Raw genomic sequence first — 12100 nt, 5'->3', positions numbered from 1 at the left:
GGGTCTGACTCAGATCGTCCTGATGCAGGCGTGACGCGGCGACGCGTCGTTCACGATATGACTCTAGTGTGACTTCAGTCCTAGACCAAACACGCCGACTCCAGCGCGCCTCCTCCCGGCGCGCCCGCCTACGCCGCGGGGCTCGGCGGCATGGGCGGCCGACGTCGAGGGGAGGAGATTCAGGGAACGCCGAGCGCCGCGTCCCGGAGCGGGTCGGGGCGCGGGGCCACCCGGGCAGACGCAGCGCCACCATGCGCCCAGCCCGGCCCCACGTATCACAGGAGTTACGACAACTGCTCAAAACGGGTTCTTCGTGTCGTGGGGATGGGGTTGTGCGGGGCTTTCCTCGTCGGGGTCTCGGGGTACGTGGTCGTACGCGATCCCACCCGGTCGTACGTAAAACCGCGTGGGCGTACCCCCAGCGCACGCGGTCGTACGTAAAACCGCGCGGTCGTACCTTAGAGCCCCTCTAAGGTACGACCGCGCGCCGCCGGGTACGACCACGCGACGCCGAGTACGACCGCGCAGGACCCCGAGACGCCGAACCACCGGCACCCGCTCACCCCGACCACGCCCTCACACACGAAGAACCTCAAAACATAGCGGCGGATGCCCGCCACACTTCCGCGTGGCGGGCATCCGCCGCCGGTCCGATCGCGCAGGATCCGACGCGTGCGTCCGACGTCTATCCGGCGACTAGGGAACGACGACGAGGACGTCGCACTTCGACTTGCGGAGCACCTGGACGGAGACGGCTCCGAAGATGCGGCCGAACAGCGAATCGACGCCTTTGGATCCGACGATGACGAGGTCCGCCTCGGTCTCCAAGGTGACGAGGGTGACGGCATCGACCGCCGTGCCCTCGACGACGACGCCCTGGGCGAGGGCGACGCCGCGCTCAACGGCGGTATCACGCGCCTTCTCGACGACGGCGTAGGCCTGGTCCTCGGTGAGCCCGACCCGCACATCGGCGACGGGGGCAAACTCGTTGATGCGAGCCTTGTCCCGCGCCGAGACGGGGTCGAAGCCGGCGACGAGGAGAAGAGCGGCGTCGCACAGGCGAGCCATCTCGCAGGCGCGATCGATGACGTGGGTGTTCGCCTCGACATCGCCGACTCCGGCGACAATGGTGGTATAGGTCACGGATGACATCCTTTCGTGGGGCACCCGGTCAGGCCACGGCAGTCTCAGTGGCGGACACGGCGGCGGCGCGCACCCGCGGGTCCGCGTCCTTGACGGTGTCGATCCACTCGATGAGCAGACCGGCGATGACGAGGAAGACTGCGACGAAGAGCATGGCGTTGACCGGGTGATCGCCGAGCAGGTGCTTGTAAATGGGACCGAAGGTGAGGGTCTGGATGAACTGGGGGATGACGATCATCATATTGATAACGCCCATGTAGACGCCTCGGCGCTCCTTGCGGATCATCTCAATGGCCATGATGTAGGGTACGCCCGTAATAGAAGCCCAGGCCACACCAATGCCGATCATGGGCAGGTAGAGGACCGCGGTGTGGCCGGGGCTGCCGATGCGGGTGAGCAGGACCAGGCAGACGGCGGCGAGGCACAGCGCCGCGGTGTGGACGTGCTTGGGGCCGATGCGGTTGGACAGTCGCGCCAGGAAGAGGGCGACGACCGTGCAGGAGACGTAGTAGGCGACCATGAGCCCGGTGGCGAAGCCGGAGGCGTTGTTGAAGGCCTCGGTCTTGGCGTACCCCGGGTCGGACAGGTTCACGCCGAAGTAGGTGACGGCGCACATGAGGCCCAGGTACTGCCAGAAGACGTTCATGGCGTACCACTGGAAGAGGTAGACCAGGGCCATCTTCTTCAGGCCGCGGGGCATCTCGACGATGGCGACGCCGATGTCCTTGACGAAGCCGAAGGGGCCCTCCTCCCGCTTCTTGCGCTCGAGCTCGACCAAGCCCTCCGGCGTGGGCGGCAGCTCCTTGGTGGAGAGCACCGAGATGAGCACCGAGCCGATGGAGCACACCGAGCCCACCATGAAGGCGCCGAAGACCCAGTAGGGGATGCCGGCGGCGGTGGCGCCCGCCAGGGTCTTCTCCAGAACGACGAGGGTCCCGGCAGCCAGGGCCGAGCCGGCGCCGATGAACAGGGACTGGGCGAGGAAGCCCTTGGCGAGCTGCTTGGAGGGCAGGCGGTCGCCGATGAAGGCCCGGTAGGGCTCCATGGCCGTGTTGTTCGAGGCGTCCAGCAGCCACAGGCACAGCACCGCCATCCACACGGCGGTGACGAAGGGCATGAGGAACAGGAACACGGAGCAGCCGACGGCCCCGATCAGGAAGAAGGGCTTACGGCGTCCCCACTTCTCGCTCCAGGTCCGGTCCGAGAGCGCCCCGATGAGCGGTTGGATGAGCAGGCCGGTGACGGGTCCGGCCAGATTGAGGATGGGGATCTCATCAGCGGAAGCCCCGAGGAACTGGTAGATGGGCGACATGGCGTTCTGCTGCATGCCGAAGGAGTACTGGATGCCGAAGAATCCGACGTTCATCAGCAGGATCTGAGCAGTGCTCATCATGGGCTTGTGCGCGATGTCCGCCGCGCTATTCTGGGAAGTCTGTGCCATAGGTCATCCTTGTCCTGGGCCCTGTGGAACTCTGTCGACGCCGCCCGAGACGGACGCCGCGCTTCCTGCCCGAGAGAACGCTGTACGGGACGGCGGGGATCTCAGGAAGTCAAGCAGGTCAATGATCCACCCAACATGACTAACGTTTGACAGGTCTTTAGTCCCATTATCGGATCTCGCACGAGCCGGACCGGGTCATGACTCAGGCACGCAGAGCGATCATCCCACGATGCGCGCTGAGGCGCACCTCCAGAGCCAGCGCCTCACCGTCCGGGTCCCCGGTGGGCCCCGGTGACCTGAGGCCCGCCGGGAGACGCACGGTGCCGCCTCCCTCCTCGCCGAGCGCGACGGCGGCCACTCCGCCCTCGAACTCGCGCACCCAGGCGCCCGAGGTCCTCCGGGGCCGTCCCAGCGGGCGCCCCAGGTCGGCGTCGAGGGCGGGGAACCAGGGAGTGCGCGAGTAGTCGTCGTGACCGGTGGCCGTGTAGGCGCCCTCCCCTCCCCCGAAGACCCAGAAGGCCGCCAGCCCGTAGAGGCCGGGGGACGTGCGGGCACCGGACATGGAGCCGCCGCCCCCGCCGTCGGGCGTGCGCACGATGGACAGGCCCGGCCCTCGCAGCTCGTGAATCTGGGCCAGGGCCGTGGCCTCATCGAAGAGGTGATGGTCCCCCCAGCCCAGCCAGCACTCGTCGAAGCCACCACCCCAGGCCGAGTGGCGCTCCCAGCGGCCGGGTTCCCGGCGGGCCTCGGCCACGTTGGGGATGAGGATCTTGCCGACGCCGTTGAGGCCGGCACCGGCCTGGTCCACGAAGATGTTCAGCTCGGCGCGCAGGGCGGCGGTGTCGGCGATTCCGTCCAGGGGGAGGTCCAGGCCGTAGTAGTCGTCGAAGACGTCGTTGTCCGCCATGACGCCGTCGAAGGCGGTCTCAGCGGTGGCCTGGCAGACCTCCTCCACCCAGCGGGCGCGGTAGTCGGGGTCCCACACACGGGCCTGGAAGTGGCCGGGGTAGGTGTTCCACTCGACCAGGTCGCCGTTGTCACGCCTGGCGAGCCAACCGCGGCGGAGGGCCTCGCGGTAGGACAGCCCGGAGGCGCGCATGGAGTCCGGCTCGAAGTCCCGCGTGGAGGACAGGCACCGGTAGGCCAGGACCGTCATGTCCGGTCGCGCCTCCTTGAGGCGGGCTGCTGCCTCGGTCTCCCAGGGCTGGAGGATCGCGGCCCGGTAGTGGGCGATCGCGAAGTCCAGCTCCCCGGGCTCGAGCGGGTTTCCGTAACGGATCCAGGCGCCGACGCCGCCGGTGCTGCTCCTCATGCTCCTCCTCGGTCGGCGCGGGTACCGGTCTGCTCGCCGGCACCGCCCTGACGGTAGATCTTGTTGTAGGAGGCGTTGACCTTGACCAGGTCGTAGGCCGCCTCCACGCGGCCGCGGGCGTTGAGGCTCAGGCGCTCGTAGAGATCGACGTCGCTGATGACCTCCTGGACCTTGTCCGCCATGACGGCGGGGTCACCGGGCTCGATGATGATGCCGCAGGGGTCCCAGGTCTCCCCCTCGTCGGTGACGATCAAGTCCTCGACGACGGAGCGCACGGCGCCGACGTCGGTGCTCACCGTGGGGATGCCGGCCCCCATGGTCTCCAGGGAGACGACCGGCAGGCCCTCGTTGTAGCTGGGCAGGACGAACAGGTCGAACTCAGGCAGGAGCTCGCGGACCTTGACGGTCCCGCGGATGGTGATGACGCTCTCCAGGCCCTGCTCGACGATGCGGGTGAGGCACTGCTCGAAGTAGGAGGGCATGTGCTCGGTGGGCCCACACACGTCCAGGTGGATGTTCAGGCCCCGGTCCACCATGAGGCGCACCGAGTCGATCATGTCCAGCAGCCCCTTGATGGGCACGACGCGGGCGATGTAGACGAGCTTCCACAGGTGCTTGTCCGCGCCCTCCTTCTTGATCTCCTCGATGGCGGCCAGGCGGGCGGCGTAGGAGGCGTCGAACTCCTTGGTGACGATGCCGTTGGGGATGACGATGGCCCGCCCGGAGTCGCCGCCGAGCTCGTTGGCCTCGGTGATGGCCCGCGGGTAGAGGTAGGTGGAGGCGTAGGCGTAGGGGTAGCACAGGCGCCCCATCTCCAGCCACCAGGCCATCCACATGCGCTCGCGACCGGTGACGTCGAAGGTGCGGTAGTCGGTGAGCTTGATGTTGAGGTCCAGCCTGCGCTCCAGGAGGGTGTTGACGGTGTCGCGCACGTAGAGGTTGTGCTCGGTCAGCAGCACCCGGGTGCCGTGCTCGCGGGCGGCGTTGACCCCCAGGAGCATGGCGTAGCCGGTGGTGTGGGCGTGGTAGACCTGGGCGCGCGGGACCGGCTCGGCCAGGACCGCGTAGGCCAGGGAAAAGAAGTCGCGCAGGCACCAGAAGATGTCGGTCATCGACATGCCCAGGTCGGGCATCATGTCGTGGTAGGCCTCCATGAACTCGCGCGTGCCCAGGATCGCCCAGATTGGGTAGCGCCGTGAGGCACTCAGGCCCTCGCTGATGAGGTCCCACAGCGGCTCGGTGCGGCCCTTCTGGGCCAGGGAGAGCATGGCGCCCAGGATGCGGCGGGACAGCTCGCGGCGCTGGCGGCGATTCATGCGCAGGTCGCGCGGGCGGGCGCGCAGGAAGTCCTCCTGGTGCTCCTCCATGGACAGGTAGAGGACCCTGACCCAGGCGACGTTGTCCGGCATGCCGTAGAGGTCCTTGCGCGGTGAGTTGGAGTCCCAGGTGATGTGGATGATCCCGAAGGTGAGTTCGGGGTTGCCGGTGATGATGTCGTGGACCACTGCGGAGACCCCTCCCTTGAGGTAGGGGTAGGTGGATTCCATGACGATGGCGACGTCGACGTCAACGTAGACGCCGTCCTCGGGAACGCCGTCGGGCAGGACGTCGGTGTCGGGTTCCGGCTCGGGCTCCTCGGGGGGCAGGGCGATCTCGGCGCTGCCTGCGGGAGCCTCCTCGGTGTTGGGCCCCGGCTCGGCGGTCTGCTGGGACAGGGGCAGCGCGGCGGCCTCGGAGGCGGCCGATGACACGGACTCCCAGGCGATGGGCGCCTGCGCGGCTGCGTCCCCGGCGCCGTCGAGCCCACCGGGATCGGTTGCGCCGGCGGCGGGGACGGCTTGCTCCTGCGGAGTCAGTACCGTCTCCTGGAAGGTCGCCGCCGCGGCGGGCGACGGCGGGATAATCCCATAAGTCGTCTCAGTAGAGGGCTCGGCGGGGGCCGGGGGCTCGATGGGGGCCGGAGACTCGACGAGGGCTGGAGACTCAGCGGGGGCTGGAGACTCGGCGGGTGCCGGGGGCTCGGCAGGTGCCGGAGACTCAGCGGGGGCGGACGGCGCGGCCGGGATATCCGGTGTGGCAGCGTGCTCCGGGGATGCGGTTCGCTCCGGGGCGGCGATTCGCATGGTTCCGAAGATCGGGGAGTCCAGAATCTCGGCGTCCCCGGAGGGCTCGGCCGGCTGAGGGCGCCGTGGGCGCGGCTGGACCACGCCGTAGCCGGCCGGGGCAGGGGCCTGGACGACGCCGTAGATCGGCGCCGCGGATATATCCGGGGTGGAGGCGGACTCGCTCACGGACTGGGTGGTGGGAGACTCCGCACGCCCGCCGGGCTCGGAGGTCACAGCGCCGTCCGTGCTCGGCGCGCTGGCAGGCGGCGTCGTACTGGGAGGATCCGCCCGGTGCTGGCCGCGGCGGGTTCGGTGGTCGCCGGGCCTCTCGGCCTCGGCCGAGGCGCTGGGGACGCCGGCAGCGGCGGAGGCGCTGGGAGCGCTGCGGACACCGGAAGTGCTGCGAGAGCCGGCGGGACCGCTCAGTGCGCCGGCCCCACCCGTGGTGACAACGACGCCGTAGCCATCGGGGCCGACCTTGACCGTGGGACCCGTGTCCTGGCCCCGGTCGCCGATGCCGGGGGCGTCGTCGGGGCTGGGCATCGGGGCATAGCCGCCGGCGGGGGCCGAGTAGTACAGCGGAAGACTCTCCAGTCGGGCGCGGAAGGAAGACGAGCTCACCAGGACATGGCCTTTCCCCAGAAGAAGGAGTACTCCGGTGCAGCCCACCGTTTGCGGTAGAGCAGCAGGCCCAGCGCGCACAGAGCCAAGTCGACTCCGGCCAGCGGCAGGTAGGCGCTGGCACTCGCCACCCGCAGCAGCAGTGCCGCGGCGACGGCCACGTGGATGCCGGACAGGAGCAGAGCGGAGGTCGAGTCGCCGATGTGGTCGATCTCGTAGCTCAGGAGCGTCAGCACCGTGAACAGGGTCGAGGAGAGGCACACCTCGAGGACCAGGAGCACCTGCTCCGGAGCGATGAGCGCCATGGAGCAGACGACGACGATGACGCCCGCGGCCCCCACGACGCAGGCGCGGATGAGGCTGGCGTCCAGCAGCCGCCGCAGGGTGCGTCCACGGTCGCGCAGGCTGGTCATGCCCTCGCGCTTGAGAACCGTCTGGAACAGGGCGATCTCGGTGTTGACCCGGGGCGCGGTGACCGCGAAGTAGTAGCAGTAGGCGACGACTGCGGGCTGGAGACACAGGTAGACCAGCGCCACGTCGAAGTCGCGACCGGCGCCCAGGAAGAGGAAGAACTTGTCCGACCACAGCACTCCTCCCAGGATCGCACCCCGGAGCATGTCCTGCATGAGGATGCCGGTGGAGACCCCGCGGGGGCGCAGGATCTTGCCCAGCGATCGCCCCATGGACAGGATCTGGCTGAGTGCGCCCAGCAGCGGGGGCAGGTACCACCAGGTGGGCTCGGCGATGAGGGCGACGGCGTAGAAGAGCCATCCCACCGACCACAGCCGGCGCCGGCCTGAGACGTCGGCGACGATGAGCGACTGGACGAAGACGACGTGCAGGAGGAGGAGCATTGTGTGCACCCCCATGACGTGCAGGTTCCAGCCGGTCACGGCCGCCACGACAAGGATCTCCAGCGCCGTGGGGACGAGCGCCCACAGGAATAGAGCGGGCCAGATGGAGCAGTAGCGCTCCAGGACCGCCCGCGGTCCGCGCCCGAGCGAGTCGCCCAGGAGACGGTAGACGGGGGTGCCGATGATCTGACTGAGCCAGGGAACCGCCACCGACACGCTCAGGACGATGACCGGCAGGCCAGTGCCGTCGATCGTGTTAGCAGCCATCTTCTGGGACACGAACGGGAAGCTCAGGCCCAGCAGGATCGCCGGGGACATCCCCAGGAGCATCGCCGCCGCCCAGTGCCAGCGGGCCCCGGGGGCGATCCCTCCGCGTTTGAGCGCCCTGGTGGGGGGCGCCGTGATAAGCCCCAGACCGATGAGGATGGTAACGGCCAGAACGCTGATCGTCGCCTCCACCGGCCAGGCGACCCAGGCCAGCAACGCTGTCACAACACCGACGACGCTCAGGGCCGCAGCAGAGTTGGCGGTCCGCAAGCGTGGGAAACGGTGCTGATGAAAATGTCGCGGTTCGTATCTGAGTTGTGTCATGGGAGTAGTGGCACCAATGATGCGCGAGCACGCACGGGCGATCCGAGCCGAGTATTCAGTTGCGCGGGTGAGGAGAACAACGGCAGCCTGAATGAGGGCGGGCAGGTACGGACATTACGGACGAGTACGGGCAGAAGCGGTTGACTAACGGCCCCGCACGGTGCGGGGCCACGACACCGACCGGCCAAGTCCCAGGGACGACTTCCGTCGGAGCGCCACTCCACTGTATCGGTCAGATGACGAACAGGTGACGGTCAGGCCAAACTCTCAGTCCGTTCTCTTGGCGCACTCAGGCTTTATTAAACATTCACCCTGTTCGCTTCATCGCGCCATCAGGGCCTCATCCCGTAAATATGAGCGAACCTTCAACGCCATTCGCGAAGGTCGAGGGCACATCGAGACGGACGTCACCTGAAGAAATGGGGTTGCGGAACAATTCCCTGGCGCCCGGCCCGACTGTGGCTGATATCAAACCGAGACATCGAGGGTGCCGCAGACGACGAGCGGACAAGACTCGGCACGATGGGCCGCAACCCCGTCGGGGTTGCGGCCCATCGTGTCGGGTTCGCAAGAGGGCCCGGCCCTCTCGGTGCCCTGTCAGTGCACCGGTTCAGCGACCGGGCTCGGCGGCCGGCGAGGCTCCGCCGTCGCGGCTGATCGGCGCCGAGGGGATGCGCAGCGGGCCGGAGCCCCTTCCCCCGCCGCCGGCCGCGGCCTCCTCGGCCTCTCGCAGCGCGGCGACTTCGGCCTCGCCCTGCTCCCAGGGTTCGCCGCGGAAGATGAACTCGCCCAGGATGGACTCGCCCTCGGCGTCGACGATGACCTTCTGGCCCCGCTCGATCTCCCCGAAGAGGATCTTCTCGCTCAGGGCGTCCTCGATGTCGCGCTGGATGGCGCGGCGCAGCGGGCGGGCGCCGAGGACCGGATCGAAGCCGCGCTCGGCCAGGAGCTCCTTGGCGGCGTCGGTCAGCTCTATGGTCATCTGCTGTTCGGCCAGGCGCTTGTCGAGGCGCGCGATCATGAGGTCGACGATCTGACGCACCTCCTCCTTGGTCAGCTGCGGGAAGACGATGAGATCGTCGACGCGGTTGAGGAACTCGGGCCGGAACTGCTGCTTGAGCTCGCGGTTGACGTGAGACTTCATCTCCTCGTAGTCCATGGCGCCGGACTCGGTGGACTGGAAGCCGGTGGCCACCGACTTGCCGATGTCCTTGGAGCCGAGGTTGGTGGTCATGATGATGACGGTGTTCTTGAAGTCCACCACGCGGCCCTGGGCGTCGGAGAGGTGCCCGTCCTCCAGGATCTGCAGCAGCGAGTTGAAGATGTCCGGGTGGGCCTTCTCGACCTCGTCGAACAGAACCACGGAGAAGGGCCGGCGGCGCACCTTCTCGGTGAGCTGGCCGCCCTCGTCGTAGCCGACGTAGCCGGGAGGGGCTCCGAAGAGGCGCGAGACCGTGTGCTTCTCGGCGAACTCGGACATGTCGAGCTGGATGAGGGCGTCCTCGTCGTCGAACAGGAACTCCGCCAGGGCCTTGGCCAGCTCGGTCTTCCCGACGCCGGTGGGGCCGGCGAAGATGAAGGAGCCGCCGGGGCGCTTGGGGTCCTTCAGGCCGGCACGGGTGCGGCGGATCGACTTCGACAGCGCCTCGATGGCCTTGTTCTGGCCGATGATGCGCTTGTGGAGCTCGGACTCCATGTTGAGGAGCTTGGCGGACTCGGCCTCGGTCAGCTTGACCACCGGGATACCGGTGGACATGGCCAGAACCTCGGCGATGAGGGCCTCGTCGACCTCGGCGACCTGGTCCAGGTCGCCGGACTTCCAGGCCTTCTCCTTGGCGGCGCGCTCGTCGCCCAGGCGACGTTCGTCGTCGCGCAGGGAGGCAGCGCGCTCGAAGTCCTGGTCGTCGATCGCGGACTCCTTCTCCCGCTTGACCTCGGCGATCTTCTCGTCGATCTCGCGCAGCTCGGGCGGGGCGGTCATGCGGCGGATGCGCAGGCGGGCGCCGGCCTCGTCGACCAGGTCGATGGCCTTGTCCGGCAGGAAGCGGTCGTTGATGTAGCGGTCGGCGAGCTTGGCGGCGGCCTCGATGGCCTCGTCGGTGATGACGATGCGGTGGAAGGCCTCGTAGCGGTCGCGCAGGCCGGTGAGGATCCCGATGGTCTCCTCGATGCTGGGCTGGTCGACGGTCACCGGCTGGAAGCGGCGCTCCAGGGCGGCGTCCTTCTCGATCTTGCGGTACTCGTCCAGGGTGGTGGCCCCGATGGTCTGGAGCTCGCCGCGGGCCAGCATGGGCTTGAGGATGGAGGCGGCGTCGACGGCCCCCTCGGCGGCGCCGGCACCGACGAGCGTGTGGATCTCGTCGATGAACAGGACGATGTCGCCACGGGTGCGCACCTCCTTGAGGACCTTCTTGAGGCGCTCCTCGAAGTCGCCGCGGTAGCGCGAGCCGGCCACGAGCGAGCCCATGTCCAGGGAGTAGAGCTGCTTGTCGCGCAGGGTCTCGGGAACGTCGCCGTGGACGATGGCCTGGCTCAGGCCCTCGACGACGGCGGTCTTGCCCACGCCAGGCTCCCCGATGAGGACGGGGTTGTTCTTGGTGCGCCGGGAGAGGACCTGCATGACCCTCTCCATCTCCTTCTTGCGGCCGATAACCGGGTCCAGCTTGCCCTCGCGGGCGGCGGCGGTGAGGTTGCGCCCGAACTGATCCAGGATGGCGCTGCCCGAGGGGGTGCCCTCCTTGGAGGGGCCGCCGGCGTTGACCGTCTCCTTGCCCTCATAGCCCGAGAGCATCTGCATGACGGTCTGGCGCACGCTGGAAAGGTCGCCCCCGAGGTTGGTCAGGACCTGGGCGGCCACGCCCTCACCCTCGCGCAGCAGGCCGAGCAGCAGGTGCTCGGTGCCGATGTAGTTGTGGCCGAGCTGGAGGGCCTCGCGCATAGAGAGTTCGAAGACCTTCTTGCCGCGCGGCGTGAAGGGGATGTGGCCAGTGGGAGCGGACTGCCCCTCGCCGATGATCTCGATGACCTGGGAGCGCACGGCGTCCAGGGAGATGTCCATGGACTCCAGCGCCTTGGCGGCAACTCCCTCGCCCTCGTGAATGAGGCCGAGAAGGAGGTGCTCGGTGCCGATGTAGTTGTGGTTCAGGGCCCGCGCCTCGTCCTGCGCGAGCACGACGACGCGGCGGGCGCGGTCGGTAAAGCGTTCAAACATCAGTAGTTCCTCCTCGGCACGTGCTCGGTGCGGTACCGCTCGTCCGGTGGTGGCGAGGGATGTCGCAGCGCCGTGGAGAGACGGCACTGGGAGCACGTGCTGACAAGGCTAACCAGCCGGATGCCTTGCCCATGCCCCTGTTCGCGGTAGGCGTGAGTCAGGCTTGAGCCGGGTCCGCTCATGCCTGGGCGCGCCTGCGCAGGCCCCACATCATTCCCCGGGTCATGAACCTGGCGACAGGGCGCATCGCCCACACCACCGCCGTCGTCGTGCCCCGGCGGGGCAGGTAGCGCTCCCGGATCCGCAAGCGGCAATGACCGGAGCCGTGATCGTCGAGCTCGTCGAGCACGAAGGCCCATGAGAAGTCGAAGTCCATGCCCGCCCCGGGCGGCGCGACGCCGCCGTCGGAGGACAGGACAAGGCAGTGCCCGGGCTCCAGACGCGCGACGGTCAGGGCGGCGTCGGCGGCCAGACGCACCCGGTCGCCGACGGCGAGGTCCTGCCACTGCGACTCGATGCGCCAGGTATTGGTAATACCCACGCCCGCCAAACGCTCAAGCAGATCGAAGCTGTAGAAACCGCCGCGCTCGTAGCCCAGCTGCACCAGCCATGGCCATACCGCCGTTGCCGGGGCATCGATGTCGATCTGGTGGGTCTCGATGACGGTCGCCCCGGGTACCAGGTCGTCGCCGGGAAGCGGAAGCGAGTCATCCCCGCGCGGACGGCCGGCGCAGGCAGCCAGCACCAGAGCCCCCGAGCAGGCCCCGATGCCGGCGGTCATCAGGAGTGCGAGGCGGCAGTGCGAGCGGTTCATGAGGCCAT

General features: G+C 68.4%; 7 protein-coding genes. All 7 read right to left on the bottom strand.

Annotation, left to right across the window (positions count from 1 at the left end):
• Positions 1 to 696: 696 nt before the first annotated feature.
• Positions 697 to 1143, bottom strand: coding sequence for a universal stress protein (locus tag FK256_RS07785; protein WP_009234307.1), 447 nt, complete (start codon positions 1141 to 1143; stop codon positions 697 to 699).
• 28 nt (positions 1144 to 1171) lie between these two features.
• Entirely contained in the window at positions 1172 to 2584 is a 1413-nt protein-coding gene (locus FK256_RS07780) for an MFS transporter (RefSeq protein ID WP_009234308.1), read from the bottom strand.
• 202 nt (positions 2585 to 2786) lie between these two features.
• Positions 2787 to 3896 (bottom strand): putative glycoside hydrolase, encoded by a 1110-nt coding sequence (locus tag FK256_RS07770; protein WP_003785357.1) that lies wholly within the window; start codon positions 3894 to 3896, stop codon positions 2787 to 2789.
• A complete protein-coding gene (pelF, locus tag FK256_RS07765; RefSeq protein WP_425321582.1) occupies positions 3893 to 6625 on the bottom strand; it encodes a GT4 family glycosyltransferase PelF in 2733 nt (910 codons plus the stop codon). The genes FK256_RS07770 and pelF overlap by 4 nt, the downstream gene beginning before the upstream one ends.
• The gene (locus FK256_RS07760) at positions 6619 to 8013 is read right to left on the bottom strand and encodes a hypothetical protein (protein WP_021606981.1); all 1395 of its coding nucleotides are present in this window, start codon (positions 8011 to 8013) and stop codon (positions 6619 to 6621) included. Before FK256_RS07760 ends, pelF begins: the two co-directional genes overlap by 7 nt.
• Positions 8014 to 8677: 664 nt before the next feature.
• Positions 8678 to 11278 (bottom strand): ATP-dependent Clp protease ATP-binding subunit, encoded by a 2601-nt coding sequence (locus FK256_RS07755; RefSeq protein WP_009234311.1) that lies wholly within the window; start codon positions 11276 to 11278, stop codon positions 8678 to 8680.
• Between the two features lie 178 nt (positions 11279 to 11456).
• Positions 11457 to 12092 carry an SRPBCC family protein gene (locus FK256_RS07750; RefSeq protein WP_141424345.1) on the bottom strand — a complete coding sequence of 212 codons (636 nt, stop codon included), beginning with the start codon at positions 12090 to 12092 and terminating at the stop codon, positions 11457 to 11459.
• Between the last annotated feature and the right edge of the window lie 8 nt (positions 12093 to 12100).

Source organism: Actinomyces johnsonii (assembly GCF_006546835.1).
GTDB classification, from domain to species: domain Bacteria; phylum Actinomycetota; class Actinomycetes; order Actinomycetales; family Actinomycetaceae; genus Actinomyces; species Actinomyces johnsonii.
The sequence above is the reverse complement of the archived record's forward strand: the minus strand, read 5'-3'. Positions and strand labels throughout refer to the sequence as shown.